Origin of the sequence: Curtobacterium sp. Arg-1, assembly GCF_025643395.1 — a bacterium.
Lineage (GTDB): Bacteria > Actinomycetota > Actinomycetes > Actinomycetales > Microbacteriaceae > Curtobacterium > Curtobacterium poinsettiae.
Map to the genome: position 1 here is coordinate 3,363,692 of NZ_CP095731.1, position 17,132 is coordinate 3,380,823.

15 protein-coding genes are annotated in these 17,132 nt (G+C 70.8%); 2 read left to right on the top strand and 13 right to left on the bottom strand.

The genetic code is table 11. The annotated features are described in order from the left end of the window. Positions 1–96: 96 nt before the first annotated feature. Positions 97–882, bottom strand: coding sequence for a glucosamine-6-phosphate deaminase (gene nagB, locus MXD64_RS16110; protein WP_140448517.1), 786 nt, complete (start codon positions 880–882; stop codon positions 97–99). A gap of 60 nt (positions 883–942) precedes the next feature. Between nagB and MXD64_RS16115 the strand changes: the two genes are divergently transcribed. Further along, positions 943–1,422 carry an NUDIX hydrolase gene (locus tag MXD64_RS16115; protein WP_263136798.1) on the top strand — a complete coding sequence of 160 codons (480 nt, stop codon included), beginning with the start codon at positions 943–945 and terminating at the stop codon, positions 1,420–1,422. Positions 1,423–1,586: 164 nt separating this feature from the next. Here the strand turns inward: MXD64_RS16115 and MXD64_RS16120 are convergent, their stop codons facing one another. From MXD64_RS16120 to MXD64_RS16175, 12 genes are all read right to left on the bottom strand, one after another. Next, on the bottom strand, positions 1,587–2,657 hold the full coding sequence (locus tag MXD64_RS16120; RefSeq protein WP_071250234.1) for an ABC transporter ATP-binding protein: 1,071 nt from the start codon (positions 2,655–2,657) through the stop codon (positions 1,587–1,589). Beyond that, entirely contained in the window at positions 2,654–3,568 is a 915-nt protein-coding gene (locus tag MXD64_RS16125) for an ABC transporter permease (protein WP_263136799.1), read from the bottom strand. The genes MXD64_RS16120 and MXD64_RS16125 overlap by 4 nt, the downstream gene beginning before the upstream one ends. Then, positions 3,565–4,530 carry an ABC transporter permease gene (locus MXD64_RS16130; RefSeq protein WP_071250408.1) on the bottom strand — a complete coding sequence of 322 codons (966 nt, stop codon included), beginning with the start codon at positions 4,528–4,530 and terminating at the stop codon, positions 3,565–3,567. Before MXD64_RS16130 ends, MXD64_RS16125 begins: the two co-directional genes overlap by 4 nt. A gap of 5 nt (positions 4,531–4,535) precedes the next feature. Next, positions 4,536–5,678, bottom strand: a complete 1,143-nt coding sequence (locus tag MXD64_RS16135) for an ABC transporter substrate-binding protein (protein WP_262118083.1) — start codon at positions 5,676–5,678, stop codon at positions 4,536–4,538. Positions 5,679–5,906: 228 nt separating this feature from the next. Next, positions 5,907–6,770: an NAD(P)H-hydrate dehydratase gene (locus MXD64_RS16140; RefSeq protein ID WP_214518621.1), complete on the bottom strand. Its 864-nt coding sequence runs from the start codon at positions 6,768–6,770 to the stop codon at positions 5,907–5,909. Continuing rightward, the gene (locus MXD64_RS16145; RefSeq protein ID WP_042539822.1) at positions 6,760–7,500 is read right to left on the bottom strand and encodes a histidine phosphatase family protein; all 741 of its coding nucleotides are present in this window, start codon (positions 7,498–7,500) and stop codon (positions 6,760–6,762) included. The genes MXD64_RS16140 and MXD64_RS16145 overlap by 11 nt, the downstream gene beginning before the upstream one ends. 50 nt (positions 7,501–7,550) lie before the next feature. Continuing rightward, positions 7,551–8,510, bottom strand: coding sequence for a hypothetical protein (locus tag MXD64_RS16150; RefSeq protein WP_263136800.1), 960 nt, complete (start codon positions 8,508–8,510; stop codon positions 7,551–7,553). Positions 8,511–8,838: 328 nt separating this feature from the next. After that, on the bottom strand, positions 8,839–11,874 hold the full coding sequence (locus tag MXD64_RS16155; protein WP_263136801.1) for an alpha-mannosidase: 3,036 nt from the start codon (positions 11,872–11,874) through the stop codon (positions 8,839–8,841). 105 nt (positions 11,875–11,979) lie between these two features. Continuing rightward, positions 11,980–12,873, bottom strand: a complete 894-nt coding sequence (locus MXD64_RS16160; RefSeq protein WP_371830315.1) for a carbohydrate ABC transporter permease — start codon at positions 12,871–12,873, stop codon at positions 11,980–11,982. Between the two features lie 5 nt (positions 12,874–12,878). Next, positions 12,879–13,829: a carbohydrate ABC transporter permease gene (locus tag MXD64_RS16165; protein ID WP_017888131.1), complete on the bottom strand. Its 951-nt coding sequence runs from the start codon at positions 13,827–13,829 to the stop codon at positions 12,879–12,881. A 175-nt stretch (positions 13,830–14,004) separates the two neighbouring features. After that, positions 14,005–15,363 (bottom strand): extracellular solute-binding protein, encoded by a 1,359-nt coding sequence (locus MXD64_RS16170; RefSeq protein ID WP_263136802.1) that lies wholly within the window; start codon positions 15,361–15,363, stop codon positions 14,005–14,007. A 201-nt stretch (positions 15,364–15,564) separates the two neighbouring features. Continuing rightward, complete coding sequence (locus MXD64_RS16175) at positions 15,565–16,407, bottom strand: PhzF family phenazine biosynthesis protein (RefSeq protein ID WP_140448521.1); 843 nt, start codon at positions 16,405–16,407, stop codon at positions 15,565–15,567. 144 nt (positions 16,408–16,551) lie between these two features. On the opposite strand from MXD64_RS16175, the gene MXD64_RS16180 reads away from it, so the two are divergent. Next, positions 16,552–17,064, top strand: a complete 513-nt coding sequence (locus MXD64_RS16180) for a hypothetical protein (protein WP_071250230.1) — start codon at positions 16,552–16,554, stop codon at positions 17,062–17,064. Positions 17,065–17,132: the final 68 nt, after the last annotated feature.

Below are 17,132 nucleotides of genomic sequence, written 5' to 3' on the forward strand. Positions count from 1 at the left end.
CAATCGTCGAGACGCCGCGGGATTCGGCGGCGTCTCGACGCTTCGGCGGCGCCGGGGCAAGACGCCGGCGTGTGAGTGGAGAGAGGGGCGCAGCGCCTACTCGAACCGCTGCCAGGCCGGCTTGTTCGCGTACGTGTAGCGGTAGTAGTCGGCGAGCTGCAGCCCAGCGGCGGCTTCCTCGTCGACGACGACGGTCGCGTGCTCGTGCAGCTGCAGGGCCGATCCGGGCACGAAGGAGCTGAGCGGCCCCTCGACCGCGGCGGCGACGGCCGCTGCCTTCGACGGCCCCTGGGCGACGAGGACGAGCTCGCGGGCCTCGAGGATGGTGCCGAGCCCCTGCGTCATGCAGTGCGTCGGGACCTGTTCGGGCGAGTCGAAGAAGCGCGCGTTGGCGTCACGGGTCGACGGCGCGAGGGTCTTGATGCGGGTGCGCGAGGCGAACGACGACGTCGGCTCGTTGAACCCGATGTGGCCGTTCGCTCCGATGCCGAGGATCTGCACGTCGATCCCACCGGCGGCACGGATCGCGGCGTCGTACTCCTTGGCCGCGAACTCCAGGTCGGCGGCACGGCCGTCCGGCACACGCACCCGCGACGCGTCGAAGCCGAGCGGGGCCACGACGTCGCGGGCGATCACGGCCGCGTAGGACTCAGGGTGCTCGAGCGGGATGCCGACGTACTCGTCGAGGGCGAACCCACGCGCCTCGGCGAACGAGATCTCACCAGCCTGCACCCGGCGCCGCAGGTCGGCGTAGATGCCCTGCGGGCTGGATCCGGTGGCGAGACCGATGACGGCGGACGGCTTCTTGGCGACGACGGACGCGATCTTGGCCGCGGCGACGCGACCGACCTCGTCCGGCGTGGGCAGGATGATGATCTCCACACCACCAGCCTACTGGTCATGACCAGTCTGCGACAGGGGTCGGGTGGGTAGCGTGGAGGCATGCCGACCCCCGACTTCGTCCTGTCCCTGCGCGAGAAGATCGGCACGGCGACGCTCTGGCTGTCGGGCGTGAGCGCCATCGTGACCCGCGGCTCCGGCGCCGATCGCGAACTGCTCGTGGTTCGGCGGGCCGACACCGGTGCGTACACCCCGGTCACCGGGATCGTCGACCCGGGCGAGGAGCCCGCCGTCGCCGCCGAACGCGAGGTCCTGGAAGAAGCGGACGTCGTCGCCGTCGCCGAACGCCTGGCGTGGGTCCAGGTGCTGCCCGAGATGACCTACCCGAACGGCGACCGCTCGCAGTACCTCGACCTGGTCTTCGCCTGCCGGTACGTCTCCGGCACGCCGAACCCCGCCGACGGCGAGAACACCGAGGCGTTCTGGGCCCGGCTCGACGCACTGCCCGACATGTCCGAGAACATGCGCGCACGCGTCGAGGCCGGGCTTGCCGACGAGCGCGAGGCGCGCTTCCAGCGCTGACCTCACCGGCCTGGAGGCGCGGTGCCAGGCCGCCACGGGCCTCCCGTCCGCCCGTCGGTCGCGCCCACCCCGCCGAAGCGACAGTGTGCCGCGAACGTTCCGCAGCGAACTGTCGCTTCCGCAGAGGACACCGGCAGGCCCGGCGGGAACTGTCGCCTTCGCGACTACGCGAGCGGCGCGACGGCGACGGGTGCGCCGAGCAGGCGCACGGCGACGGGGTCGCCGGTGGCCCGGCGGTCACCGACCTCGTGCTGGACGGTCACGACGGTGTCGTCGTCCAGGCGGACGGTGGTGCGGCGGATCGACCCGAGGAAGCTCGAGCTGACGACGGTGCCGGTGACGCCCTCGGCGGCGAAGGCGATGTCCTCCGGTCGGACGTAGGCGAGCACCGGTCCGTCCGCGATCGACGAGTCGAGCGCCGGCACGCGGAACCCGTAGACGAACACGTCCGCGCCGCGCAGGTCGCCCTGCAGCCGGTTCGACTGCCCGACGAAGTCCGCGGTGAACGCCGACGACGGGGTCCGGTAGAGCTCCTCGGGCGTGCCGATCTGCTCGATGTCACCCGCCTGCATCACGGCGATCCGGTCGGAGACGGCGAGCGCTTCCTCTTGGTCGTGCGTGACGAACACGGTGGTGATGCCGAGGTCGCTCTGGATGCGGCGGATCTCGTCGCGCAGTGAGACCCGGACCTTCGCGTCGAGCGCCGACAGCGGCTCGTCGAGCAGGAGCACACGGGGCCGGGTGACGAGCGCTCGGGCCAGGGCGACACGCTGCTGCTGCCCACCCGAGAGCTGGTGCGGGTACCGCTCGGCGAACTCGCCGAGGCGGACCATGTCGAGGGCCTCGACGACGCGGGTCTTGCGCTCGGCGGCGGGGACCCGGCGCATCTCGAGACCGAAGGCGACGTTCTGCCGGACCGTCATGTGCGGGAACAGCGAGTACTGCTGGAACACCATGCCGATGTCGCGCTTGTTGACCGGGGTGTCCGCGACGTCCTGGCCGTCGATGCGGATGGAGCCGACGTCGATGGCCTCGAGGCCCGCGAGTGCTCGGAGCGCGGTCGTCTTGCCGCAGCCGGACGGACCGAGGAGCGAGACGAACTCCCCCGGCTCGACCCGGAGCGACAGTCCGGCGAGGGCCCGGTGCGGGCCGTAGTGCTTCTCGACGGCGTGCAGTTCGACGACCGCGCCGGTGGTGGCGAGGGACGCCGGGGCTGCCGGGGCGGTGACGGTCATGCGGACTCCTCGAGTCGGGGACGACGGGTGGTGCGGGTGCGGCGGACGCGGGTGGTGCGGCGGGTCCCGATCCGGCCGATGAGGACGAGCAGCACGAAGCCGAACAGGAGCGCGGCGACCGAGAAGATGGCGGCGACGTACGGGTCGGTCCCCTGCACGAGGACGAGCCCGGTCTGGAACGTGGAGCGGGAGAGGAACGAGGCGAGGGTGTACTCGCCGAGGACCACGGTGATCGTCAGGAAGCACGCGGCGGTGATGCCCCGGCGCAGGTTCGGCAGGAGCACGCGCCAGGTGACGGTCCACCACGAGGCGCCGAGCGACCGGGCCGCCTCGGACAGGACGATCAGGTCCGTCGCCGTGATGGCGGCCGCGATCGGGCGGAACGCGAACGGGAGCGTGATGATGCCGATCGCGAACGCCAGCGTCCACGAGCCGGACCCGAAGACCTGCGAGACGACCTGGTACACGGGGATGAACCCGACGACGAGCACCACGACCGGCACGGTGATCGGCACGATGCAGACGAACTCCAGGACGCTCCGGAGCCTGGGGTAGCGGAGCGCGGTGATGATCTGGGCGGGCAGCAGCACGAACAGCACGATCCCGACGGTGATCACGGCGATGAGCAACGACGCCCCGAGCCCGTCGAACACCGGCTGGTAGGTGAAGGCGTTGGCCGGGTCACCGATCGCCGCCCAGTGCGCGAGGGTGAGCCCACCGTCCGTGCCCTGCCGGAAGGTGAACTGCAGCAGCGCGACCAGCGGGACAGCGAACAGGAGCCCGATCACGGTGAGCACGATGGCTGCCGCACCACGGGACGGGGCGGTGCCGAACCGGCGGACGCGGGACGAGCCTCCAGACCGGACGGGACGCATCGGCCGCACCGGCCGCACCGGAGCCGCGGCGCTCATCGCTGCCACCTGGCGGCCCGGCGCTGCAGCAGCGAGTAGGCGCCCATCACGACCGCCATCACGACGACCATGCCGAAGGCGAGCACCCCGGCGACGTTCTGCAGGCCGACGATCGTCTCGCTGGTGAGCTGCGTGCGGATGGTGAGCGGCACGATGCCGCCCTGGGAGATGAGGGCCGCGGCGGTGGCGTACGACGAGAAGCCGTTCGCGAAGAGCAGCAGGAGCGACCCCCAGAACGCCGGCGCCAGCACGGGCAACGCGATGCGGCGCCAGTACGTCAGGCGCGAGGCGCCGAGCGTCGCCGCGGCCTCACCCCACTGCGCTTTGACGCCCTCGAGTGCGGGCATGAACGTGAGGACCATGAGCGGCACCTGGAAGTAGACGTAGGGGATCACGAGCCCGGGCACCGTGTACAGGAAGGCCCCGTCGGCGTTGAGGTCGACGTGGAAGACCGTGACCAGCCAGGTCGTGACGAGTCCCTGCACGCCGATCGTGGCGATGAACGCGAACGCGAGCATGACGCCGCCGAACTGGGCGAGGACGCTGGCCGCCGAGTCGATCATCGACCGGACCAGTCCGTCCGGCCGCAGCGCCGAGAGCGCCCAGCAGACGACCGCGCCGATGACCGCGCCGATGACCGCGGAGGCGGCGGACAGGCCGAAGGACCCGGCGAACGCCTGCAGCACCGAGGGGTCGGCGAAGGCTGCGAGGTTCGCGAGCGTGAACGCGCCGGAGCCGTCGAAGAACCCGCTGCCGATCGCGATCACGGCGGGGACGGCGAGGAAGAGCAGGACGTAGGCGGCGAAGGGGGTCAGCCCCAGCCAGGCGAGGCCGACGCGGCGCCGGACACGGGGTCCGGCGCCGCGTCGGACGGCATCGGCGGGCGCCGCCGCGGACGCCGTGCGCGCAGTGCTCGGGGCGCTCGTCGCCGTCGCGGGCGCGTCTGCCGATGCGGTGGTCATGCTGCTCAGGACCCCATCGTCGAGGACCACTTGGCCTTGAGCACCTTCGCGGCGGCGGCGACCTGCGCGTCGGTCAGCTCGACGTAGTCCTTCGGCGCACCACCGGCAGCGTCGAGGGCGTCCTGGTCGACCTTGCCCGACTTCGTCAGCGCGGCGAGGGTGGACGGGAAGGCGCCGGCCTGCAGGTACAGGTTCTGGACCTCGGGGCTGGCGATGTACTCCTCCCACAAGCGGGCGGCCGCGGGGTGCGGGGCGTCCTTGTTGATGGCCTGCGAGTAGTACGAGCCGAGCGCCTGCCCCTTCGGGACGACGGTCTTCCAGTCCTTGTTGCCCGAGCCGCCGGCGGCGGGACCCCAGGCCAGGTTGTTGTACGACCACTGGACGACGACCGGGGTCTCACCCGAGGCGACGGTGGCCTGCGTCGGCAGCACGTTCTGGAAGTTGCCGGCCTGCTTGAGCTTGCCGAAGAAGTCGACGCCCTTGGTGATGTCGTCGGCCGAGCCGCCGTTCTCCAGCGCCGCCAGGTACACCGCGGACGCGGCCTGGTTGGCCTGCGTCGGGTCGCCGCCGATCGAGACCTTGCCCTTGTACTCGGAACCGAGCAGGTCCGTCATGTCCTTCGGGGCGTCGGAGATCTTCGACGAGTCGTACCCGATCGACATCAGGCCGGTGTAGTCGCGCGTCCAGGCGCCGTCCTTGTCCTTCAGGTTGGTGGGGATGTCGTCCCAGTTCGCGACCTTGTAGTCGGCGAACAGGTCGAGGTTCTCCTGCAGCACGGCGTTGCCGAGGTCGAGCACGTCGGGGGCGGTGGACTGGCCCTTCTGCGACTTGACCGCTGCCACCTCGTCGGCGCTGGAGCCGTTCGGGTTCGCGGAGTTGATCTTGATGCCGTACTTCTTGGTGAAGCCGTCGATGATCTTGCCGTAGTTGGCCCACGTCGGCGGGAGCGTGATGACGTTGAGCTGGCCCTCGGCCTTGGCGGCCTTGACCAGGGCGTCCATGCCGCCGGCGGACTGGGCGCTGTTGGTGGTCTTCCAGTCGGCGTCGCCCTTGCTCGTGCTGGCGGAGCTCGTCGAGGAGCATCCGGCGAGGGTGACGACTGCGGCGGCGGCCAGGGCGATGCCGGCCAGGGTGCGCTTGTGCTGCACGGGTGGGCCTTTCGGGTGGGAGAGGGTGCTGCGCCAGACCGGGTGTCCGGGTTCTGGTCGATCGTGGACGCAGCCGGTTTCCGGCCCGTGCTCCGGTGGTGAACGACGGCGGAACAGCGGGTGCGGCTGTACGCATTGCTCGTTCTGGGCGCAGGGTCGCGCCCGCACCAGGCCTGGAGGCGCGGATGCGGTTCACGACGACGGTCCCGCGGGCCGTTCCGAGCGCGCTCAGGCTCCGAGTTCGACGAGGACCCGCGGGATCTCGGTCACGAGTTCGCTCGCCAGGTAGCCGAGTGGTCCGACCTGCACCGCGAGCCGGTCACCGGCGGCAGCGTGCACGTACGACGCCCACGCCACGGCCTGTGCCGGATCGGCACCGCGGGCGAGCAGCCCGGTGACCGCGCCGGACAGCACGTCCCCGCTCCCGCTGGTGCCGAGACCACCCGAGCCGGTGCCCTTGAGCCACGCACGACCGTGCGGTGTCGCGATGGCGTCACCGAGGGCGACGACCGCACCGAACCGGTTCGCGATCGCGACGGCGTCGGCCACGCCGTCGTCGCTGCACTCCCGACCGAGCAGGCGTTCTGCCTCGCCGGAGTTCGGCGTCATCACGAGCCGTCCACGCAGCGGTTCGAGGCGGTCCCGCACGTCGGCGGCGACACCGAGGGCGAAGGCGTCGAGCACGACGGTGGTCCGCGGACCGACGACGTCGGCGAGTCCGGCCACGAGGTCACGGGAACCGTCCGGTTCGTCGAGTCCCGGGCCGACCAACACGGCATCGGCGCTCGAGGCGCTGTCCGCGATGCCCTCGATCGCGCCGACGGCGATGTGCCCGTCCTCGTCCTCGTCGAGGGGCTCGACCCCGGACTCGGGCACGGCGACCGCGACCTCGTTCGCGACGCTCCGGCCGACGGCCAGGGTGAGGCGACCGGCGCCGACGCGGAGTGCGGCGAGCGCCGAGAGCAGCGCGGCTCCCGGGGTGCGAGCCGCACCCCCGATGACGAGCACCTGCCCGCGGCCGTACTTGCCGGCACCGGGTTCTGGCAGCGGCCAGTCCCGCAGGAAGTTCGGGGTGACGGGTTCAGTGGACATGTTCGTCGTCCTTCCGGCCGGTGTGCTCGGTGACCTCGTCGTCGTCCAGGTGTCCGACCGAGGAGAACTCCTCGAGGACCCACGGCGACCCGGCGCCGTCGCGTCGGAGTCGGGTGAGGGAGGCGTTGGCGACCGCGTGGGTGTGGGCGAACTCCATGAGTGCCGGCTCGTCGAGGTCGAGGCACACCGCGACGGCGAGCATCACCACGGCGTCGTGTGCGGCGATCACCAGGCGCTCGACACCGTCGACTCGCTCGAGGTCACCCAGGAGCGTCCGGAGCCGGAGCATCACGTCCGCCCACGACTCCCCGCCCGCGGGCCGGTGGTAGTACTTGCCGAGCCACTGCCGGCGGCGTTCCTCGTCCGGGTACCGGTTGCGGACGCCCTGCAGGGTCAACAGGTCGAGGACGCCGAGTTCGCGGTCGCGCAGGCGCTCGTCCACACGCTTGCGGGGTTCGGCGAGCCCGGCTGCCTCAAGCGCGATGGCGATGGTCTGCTGTGCGCGGAGGTACGGCGACACCCAGAGCGCGACGGGGACGTCGTCCATCCCGCGGTCGGCGAGCTCCTGCCCGAGAGCACGTGACTGGGCGGCGCCGAGCGGGCTGAGCGGGACGTCGGCGTCGCGGAACTCGACGTCGATGACGTCGTCCCCCGCTGCCTCGGCCCGAGCCGCTGCGACGTTCGCGACCGATTCGCCGTGACGGACGAGCCAGATCTCCTGCACTGCCATGCCGCCACGCTAGCCAGAGCGTGCTGTGCCGGTTCACCGGTGCGACGAGGTCACCCCACGCGGCGCCGAGCGCTCCGGACCGGGCGGACCGCGCACGGGAGTCCTGCTGCCCGGAGTCGCACCACCAGCGCGTCGAGGTCGAACAGGTCACGCCACTCGAGCCGGACGATCGTGCGGACTCCCGGCACGGTGAGCAACCGACCGTGCCGCCGCTTCTCGTCGAGGAACACCTCGGTCGGGCTCCGGCCGCCCAGGTAGCGTTCCTGGGAGCATTTCGCCCGTCCGTCGATCTCGACGACGACCCCGTGGTCGGGGAACCAGAAGTCGACGGCGGAACGGCGGCCGTCGACGACGAACTCCTGCTGCAGCACCGGGTCCGGGAGCCCGAGCTCCCGGAACACGACCCGCGCGAGTGACTCGGCTGGCGACCCGGAACGACCGTCGGCCAGCTCGAGCGCCTGCCGGGCGACGGCACGCGCTCGGGCCTTCGGGGGAACCGCTCGTCGGAGGTCGCCGACGTCGAACCCACGTCGCAACGCCGCGTCCGCGATGACGACGCCCGCCCGCAGATCGCCGGTCATCGCCACGTCGACGACGGTCCGGGGAACGGAGGTGACGGCGATCCCCCCGACGGCGACCCGTTCGACGCGAGCGACGGGTCTCGTGTGCAGGACCAGGTCGGCGCTCCGGCCCCGGTACATCGACTCCGGAACCGTCGCGTGCACCGGGACGTCCCACCCGCCGAGCGCCGGGAGCCCGTGCACGGCCGCGGCGGACAGGTGCGACGCCGTCGCGCGGGTGCCGAGCCGACCGAGCCGCGCGAACACGCGTGTGACGTACCGCTGCCGAGGCCCCGCGGCGTCCCACGCGGCACCGTCTACGAAGGCGTTGGGGCCGACCCGGATCAGACGGCCGGCGCCCTGCAGACGGGTTCGGCGGCGCAGGGTGGTGGCGTCGAAGCCGGCTTCGCGCGTGGATGAGGCTCGGAGGATGGGCAGCGACTCGTTCATGCACGTGACGATGCCGGACCGGCCACGCGCCCAGCGGGCCGATGTCGCGAACTGTGGACGGGCCTCCAGGCCTGGGCGGTTGTGGAGGGATGACGTTCCTTCCCAGAACGGGCGCGATGCCAAGCGGGATCGGGCGTACCTGGCCGGAAGTTCCGACCAGGGACGCCCGATTCGACCAGCCACGCCCGATTCCACCCGGCCAGCCCCGCCACCCGGCCAGCCCCGATTCCACCCGGCCAGCCCCGCGCACAACACGGCGCCGAACGGAACGCACCCGTGTCCCGTCCGGCGCCGCGGTCCCTCCCAGCAGTGCGCCGGGCCCGCTGCCTCAGGCCCGACGCACGCGCAGCGTCACGATCTCGAACGGACGCAGGGTCAACGCGACTGCTTGACCGGCCGACCACGAGCGCTCCAGCGGCCGCTCGAGCAGGTCGACCTGCGACACCGACTCGACGTCGAACCCGAAGGCCACCCCGACGTCCGTCGCCCGGCCCCCGAGCCCCTCGTACAGCCGCACGACGACGTCGCCGGAGCGGTCCTCGGCGAGCTTGACGGCCTCGACGAACACCTGCGGCGACGAGACCGTGACGAGCGGCTCGATCGGGGTCGACCCGGGGACGCTCCGCACCGGCAGGTTCAGCCGGTACCCGGAGTCTGCGGCGTCGAGCACCGAGGCCCCGATCCGCAGCACCGTCCGGAACACGTGGTGCCCCTGGTCGGCGTTCGGGTCCGGGAACGTCGGTCCGCGCAGCAGCGACTCCCGTACGAGCGTGGTGGTCCCGCCGTCCGCCCGGGTCTCACGCGTGATGTCGTGGCCGTAGGTCGAGTCGTTGGCCACGGCCACCCCGAACCCCGGCTCCGCGACGTGCACCCAGCGGTGCGCCGACGTCTCGAACCGGGCGTGGTCCCACGAGGTGTTCTGGTGCGTCGGCCGGTCGATGTGCCCGAACTGGATCTCGCTCGAGGCCGACGACGCGAGCACGTCGATCGGGAACGCGAGCTTCAGCAGCTTCTGGTGCTCGTGCCAGTCGACCTCGGTCTCGACGGTCAGCTCCGGTTCGCCCTGCACCGCCGAGTAGCGCGTGGTGAGCGTCGACGATCCGAAGGACCGCTCGACCACGAGCGCGTCGCCTGCGATCGCGACCGACGACGCCGACAGCACCGTGCCGTTGCGCTGGTACGCGCGGTCGATGTCCCAGGCCTCCCACTGGTTCGGGGTGTCGCGGAACACCGTGTACTCGGCCGCCGCCGCGCCTGGCGCGATCGCGTCGCGTCCGGTCGCGGAGTCGACGAACGACACGACGTGGCCGGCTGCGTCGATGGTCGCGGTGACGACGCCGGTGTCGAAGACGAAGCGGTCGCCTGCCCGGACGGGAGGCACGGGTCGCGGCGCGTGGACGACCGAACCTGCAAGGGCGGTCACCTCTCCCGCCGCGACCGGCGAGGCGTTGAAGCGCACGACCGACGCGGTGTCGTCGGCTGCGCCGGCAGCGGCACCGCTCCCGCCTGCGGCGAGCGCCGTCGTCGCGCTCCCGATCAGCCCCTCGAGCACCTCGGCGACCCGGGCGTACTGCTCCTCGGCGTTCTCGTACACCCACGCGATCGAGGACCCCGGCAGGATGTCGTGGAACTGCTGCAGCAGGACGGTGTGCCAGGCGTCCTCGAGTTCGGCGTACGGGTACTCGCTGCCGAGCCGGACGGCCGCCGTCGCTGCCCAGAGCTCGGCTTCGCGCAGCAGGTGCTCGGAGCGGCGGTTGCCCTGCTTCGTGCGGATCTGCGACGTGTAGGTGCCGCGGTGGAACTCCAGGTACATCTCCCCCGACCAGACCCCGGGCGTCGGCAGTTCGGCTTCGAGCTGCTCGAACACCTCGGCGGGCGTGCCGAGGGTCACGTGCGGCGACCCGTCGAGGTCGTGCTGGCGGTGTGCGGCACCGACCATCTCGCGGGTGGGACCGCCACCACCGTCGCCGAAGCCGTACAGCAGCATCGACGTGTTGGCGGTGCCGCGCTCCTTGTTGTTCCGTTCGCCGCGGCGCAGGTCGGCAGGTGAGACGTCGGAGTTGTAGGTGTCGGCCGGGGGCAGGTGCGTCAGGACGCGTGAGCCGTCGATGCCCTCCCAGTGGAACGAGGTGTGCGGGATGACGTTCGTCTCGTTCCACGACGGCTTCTGGGTGACGAACCACTTCGAGCCGGCGGCGCGGACGATCTGGGGCAGGGCGCCCGAGTAGCCGAACGAGTCGGGGAGCCAGGCCTCGGGGGTGTCGATGCCGAACTCCTCGAGGAAGAAGCGCTTGCCGGCGACGAACTGGCGGGCCAGGGCCTCACCGCCGGGCAGGTTGGTGTCCGACTCGACCCACATGCCGCCGACGGGGATCCACCGGCCCTCGGCGACGCGCTGCTTGATGCGCGCGAAGACCTCGGGGTACTCGTCGCGGATCCACGCGTACTGCTGGGCGGACGAGCAGGCGAAGGTGAAGTCGGGGTCGCGGTCCATCAGGTCGAGCACGTTCGAGAACGTCCTGGCGCACTTGCGCTTCGTCTCGCGCACGGGCCACAGCCAGGCGGAGTCGATGTGGGCGTGCCCGACGGCGATGGCACGGTGGGCGGCGGGGCTGGCGGGGACGGCGAGCACGGGCGCCAGGACCTGCCGGGCGTCCGCGGCGGTACCGGCGACGTCGTCCGGGTCCAGGGCGTCGGCGGCCCGTTCGAGCGCGCGCAGGATGTCGGCGCCGCGGGTGCCGTCGGTGGGGAGCTCGGCCATCAGCCCGCGCAGCACCCAGAGGTCCTGCTGCAGTTCCCACACGGTGTCATCCCGCTCGACGACCTCCAGGGCCTTCAGGCGGTAGATGGGGTCGTCGCCGGCGGTGGAGCGCGAGCCGAGCGGCGTCGCCCCCTGGAACGAGTCGCCGCCGATGTCGGGGTTCGCCCCGGCCTCGATCCAGAGCTCGAAGGACTCCCCCGGGCCGACCTCGAGCGGCACGGTGTCGTTCCGCGGCTCGATCGCCTTGATCGTGGAGCCGTCGGCGCGGAACGCGAGTCCCTCGGCCTGGAACCCGGGCTGCCGCTTGGTGAACCCCAGGTCGACGAGGAGCTCGGCGGTGGTCCCCTGCGCGGTGCCGAAGTCCGCCGGCACGGTACCGGTCACCCGGAACCACGTCGTGCCCCACGGGCGCCCGCCCCAGTGCGACCCCACCGTGAACGGTGTGTACGTCTCGCCCACGGCGGCGTCGAACGGCACCGGTTCGCCCGGCACCTCCCACGCCTCGATCGTCACCGGCGCCGAGCGACGGAGGACGGCGGGGTCGACACGGTCGCGCACGAGGCGGGCGATCCGGGCCTCGACGAGCGGTTCGTCCTGGTGCATGTGCTTCCTTTCTGGTTCGCGGAACACCGGTGTTCGCGGATCGAACCGCGGTTCGCGGGTGTTCGACGCGCGAACACCGGTGTCTTGCGGGGGTGGGGGCCGGCGTCAGCCCTTGATGCCACCGGCGAGGGCGTTGCCGCCGCCGAGGCCTCGGGACACGATCACGTAGAGGGCGATGACGGGCACGGAGTAGACGATCGAGAACGCGGCGAGCTGGCCGTACGCCACCGCCCCGTTCTGCCCGAAGAAGTTGAAGATGCTCACCGCGGCGGGCACCTTCTCGGGCGAGAGCAGCAGGACGAACGGGACGAAGAAGTTCCCCCACGCCTGGATGAACACGAAGATGAACACGACCGCGATGCCCGGACGCATGAGCGGGATCACGATGCGGGTCAGGGTGGTGAGCATCGAGGCGCCGTCGGTCCACGCCGCCTCTTCGAGCGAGATCGGCACCGAGTCCATGAAGTTCTTCGCCATCCAGATCGCCATCGGCAAGCTGGTGGCGGCGAGGAAGAAGATGCAGCCCCACACGTTGTCGATCAGGTTGAGCGACACGAACAGCGCGTAGACGGGCACCATCATCGCGGTGATCGGCAGGCCGGTGCCGAACAGGATGCTGTACAGGAACGGCTTGTTGACGCGCATCTTGTAGCGGGACAGCGGGTACGCGGCCAGCAGGGCGAACACCACGGTGACGACCGCGGTGCCGCCGGAGAGCAGCAGACTGTTCGCGAGCGGGATGAACGACAGCTCGGGGGTGAGCACCTTGGCGAAGTTGTCGAGCGTGAACTGCGACGGCAGCTTCACCGACAGCGACGCCTGGGTGTCGAACGAGGCGAGCACGAGCCAGAGCAGCGGCACCGCGAAGCACACCGCGATGACGAGCAGCACGACGTTCGACACCCACCGCATGGTGCGGCCGCGCGGCGAGGTCATGTGCATCGACCCCGGTGCGGTCACCGATCGGGTCGTGGTCTGGTCCAGGGACGGGGCTGTCATGGCCATCAGTCCACCTCCGGCTTGAGGGCTCGGATGTAGATGATCGAGAAGACCGCCCCCACCACGAGCAGGATGGTCGCGATCGCGGTCCCGAAGCCGAGCTGCGAGAACTTGAACGCCTCCTGGTACGCCAGGATCGGCAGGGTCGACGAGTTCGTGCCCGGGCCGCCGCCGGTCATCACGAAGATCAGCGTGAAGACCGACAGGGTCTGCAGCGTCGTGAGCATGAGGTTCGTCGAGATGCTCCGGCGGATCACCGGGAGCGTGATGTAGACGAGCCGCTGCCAGCCGGTGGCGCCGTCGACCTCGGCGGACTCGGTGATCTCCTCGGGGACCTCCTGCACGGCGGCCGAGTAGACGAGCATCGAGAACGCGGTGCCGCGCCAGATGTTCGCCAGGATCACGGCGAGCATCGGGTACGTGTAGAGCCAGTTCGCGCCGGTGATCCCGATGGACGCGAGGAACGTGTTGAGCGTCCCCTCGTCGTTGAAGAACGCGTACGCCGCGAAGGACGCCACGATCTCGGGCAGGACCCACGCCGCCACCACGAAGGTGCCGACGATCGCCCGCACGGCCTTGTTCGCCGAGCGCATCAGCAGCGCCAGGCCGAGCCCGAGCACGTTCTGCCCCACCACGGCCGAGGCCAGCAGGAAGACGATGGTCAGGATCACGGACTTCGGGAAGTCCGGGTCCTGGAACAGCTCGACGTAGTTCTGGAAGCCGACGAACTGCTGGTCGGCCGCACTCGCACCGGTCAGGGCCGAGTTGGTGAACGACCCGTAGAACGACGAGATGACCGGACCGAGCAGGAAGATGACGAGCAGGACCAGGGCGGGCAGGAGCGGGACGGCTCGTCCGACGTTCCGCAGTGGTCGCCGCTTGCGCGGCACGGGTGGATCGGTGCGCTTCGGCGCACCGGGCGCCGACAGCGTCGGCGCGAGGGGGGTGCTGGACACGATGGGTGCCTTCCGGGTGCGGAGGGGTTCCGAAGGTGGGGAAGGACGGACTGGGCCCCGACCGCCGGTTCCGACGCGCCGCGGAGCTTGCGGAGCGGCGCGTCGGCCGTGCGGTTGGGAGAGGCGCGGTGCGGGACCGCCCCGCGCCTCCCGTCCGTCAGTGGGTGACGGACCGTCAACCAGCGGAGACGGTGTTCTCCTTGCCGACCACCTGCGTGACGGCCTTGTCGTAGGCGGCAGCCGCGTCCTTCGGCGACTGCTGACCGGTCATGACCGCTTCCATCGCGACCTGGATCGCGTTGGACACCTGCGAGTAGTCACTCGTCGCCGGGCGGAAGTTGGTGTTCTCCACCAGTCCCGAGAAGAACTTGAACGTCGGGTTCGCCGCCGTGTACTCCGGGTCGTCCGCGACGTCCTTCCGGACGGCGATCTGGCTGTTCTCGGTGTCGTACTTGAGCGAGCCGTCCTTGTCGAGGAAGCTCGTGATGAAGTCGAACGCCGCCTGCGGGTTCTTCGACTTCGCGCCGACCGCCAGGGTCCAGCCGCCGGACATCGAGTTGTAGCCGGGAGCCTGCCCGTTCTGGGTCGGCATGGGTGCCTGGCCCATCACGTCGTTCCACTCGGGCCACGGCGCGGTGCCGGACTTCAGCCACGTGCCGGACTGCCACGAACCGTCCAGGTCGATCGCGAGCTTGCCCTTCGGCAGCCACGTCTGGGCGATGGTCGTGCCGACGTTCGTGTCGAGCGCCTGCTGTGGTGTCGGGCCGAGGCCGCCCTGGTAGACGTCCTTCACGAACTTGAGCGAGTCCTCGAACTGCTTCGAGCCGGTGACCCACTTCTTGTCCTTGTACAGGGTGTTGCCGGAGCCGTCGGCGCCGTACAGGAGCATCTCGAAGCCCTGCATGGTCGAGGCCTCGCCCTGCGCCTTGCCCGAGTAGATGTTGAACGGGATGACGTCGGGCTGCTTCTCCTTGATGGTCTTCGCCGCCGCGAGCACGTCGTCCCACGTCTTCGGCTTCCACGGGACGTCGAGCCCGGCCTTCTTGAAGATGTCCTTGTTGTACCAGAGGGCTCGGGTGTCGGTGCCCATGGGGACGCCGTAGATCTTGCCGTCGTCACCCTGCCCGGCCTGCTTGGCGTTGTCGAAGAACTGGTCCCACTCGTCCCACTTGTCCGTGTACTTGTCGAGTGGCAGCAGGTAGCCCGCCTCGGCATCGGCCTTGACGAGGAACGTGTCCTCGTACATGACGTCCGGGGCGGTGGCCGGCGCCTTGTTCATGAGCGCGAGCTTGGTGTAGTAGTCGTTGCCCTGCGCCTGGATGGGCACGAGGGTGACCTTCTTGCCGGGGTTGTCCTTCTCGTACTGCTTCTTGACGACCTTCATCTGGGCGTCGAGCTGCTGGAAGGCGCCGAACTTCTGGTACGCGATCTTGATCGTGTCGCTCGAGGCGGACCCCGAGCTCGAGCAGCCAGCCAGACCGACTGCGGCCACGGCCACAACTGCGAGTCCGGCGATGATGCGGGTGCGTTTCATCGGTGCTCCTTTGCACGGGTGATGTCCGCGGGCACCATCGCCCGCGCGCAGGATTAGTCCACCGTATTGACTTAACCGTGTCAAGTGGTTGCCTGGCGGATTCGGGCGTGCCGGGTCGAATCGGGCGTACCGGGTCGGAAGTTTCGACCAGGTACGCCCGATTCCGCTTCCCATCGCGTGCGTCCTGGGAAGGAACGTCCGTCAGGAGATCGGGGTCGCGCTCCCCGTCACCGTGATCCCGCCGGCCTCGGGCACGTCCACGAGCAGCAGACTCGGACGCCCGACGTGTCGCCCCTGCCGGATCGTGACGCGGTCGCCCGGATGCGCTGCACCGATCTGCCGCAGGTACGCCCCGGTCGACGCCGCTGCCGATCCCGTCGCCGGGTCCTCGGTGATGCGTCCGGCGGGGAACAGGTTGCGCGCCTCGTACTCCCGCTCGCCGGTGCGGTGCAGCACCGTGACGGTCCCCGCCCAGCCGGCCTCGCGCTTGAGCTCGGCCAGGGGCCCCGGCGCGAACCGGAACTGGTGGAACAGCTCGTAGTCGTGCAGCACGAGCACCGGGTGCCAGTTGCCGGCGAAGGACTCCAGCACCGGGAACCCCGGAGCGATGTCCGCGGCCGAGAGCCCGAGCAGGTCGAACAGCCGCACCAGCAGAACCGGGTCGATGTCCCGTGTCGCCGGCTCGACGCTCGTCATCGCGACCAGCACCGAGCCGTCCGCACCGACGGTGGCATCGAGCGTGACCTCGCCGGCCAGGGTCGTGAACACCCGGCGGCCCGGCCCCTCGCGCTCGGCCAGCGCGACGGCCAGCGCGACGGTGGCGTGCCCGCAGAACGGCACCTCGGCGCTCGGCGAGAAGTAGCGGACCCGCGGCCCGGTCGCCGTCGCACCCACGACGAATGCGGTCTCGGGGTACCCGACCTGCCGGGCGACCGCGAGCATCTGGTCGTCGGACAGTCCGGCCGCGTCGAGCACGAGCCCTGCGGGGTTGCCGCCGCCCGGCTCGGCGGCGAACGCGGTGTACCGGAGGATCTCCTGCTGCATGCCCCGACGATACTGCGGCGTCACGACGGGGTGCGCGGGCCGATCACCGACGGGTGGCCCGGCGTGGCGGGTGGGGGTAACCCCCGACCACATCCGGGTGCGCACGTGATGTTTCAGCGACGCGTCCGTCGTGAGACTGGATCCATGAGCACCGACACGCGCCCCACCACCGCTCGCCGCACCCTCCGGATCGCCCTCGCCACCACGGCTGCGGTGTCCGCCCTGCTGCTGACCGCCGGCTGCAGCGCGATCCAGGACATGGTGCCGAACAAGACGCCGCAGAAGCACTTCGACACGTACTCCGACGCCCCGCACTCCGGGGAGTCCGAGGACCTGGCCTTCTTCATGCCGAAGTGGGTGCCGAAGGACGCGAAGGACATCGACGTCCGCCTCCACGTCTCGCAGCCCGGGTACGTCATCGGGTTCGCCTCGAAGGACGGCGTGGACGTGGACGCCTGCACCCCGCTCGACACGTCATACGGCGGCACGGCGATGACCGCCGACTTCCTGCCGGAGCGTCTTCCGACCAAGGGCCTCGTCACCTGCGGCGACGGTCGCGCGGTCACCGAGATCGACGGCCGCTGGTACGGCTGGACCACGAAGGACGCCATCCCCGGTCAGGACGACACCCAGACCATGCACGGGTCGGCGGACTGACCGCAGCCACCCACCGGCCTGGAGGCGCGGGGCGGCCCCGCACCGCGCCTCCCGTCCGTCGCGCGGTC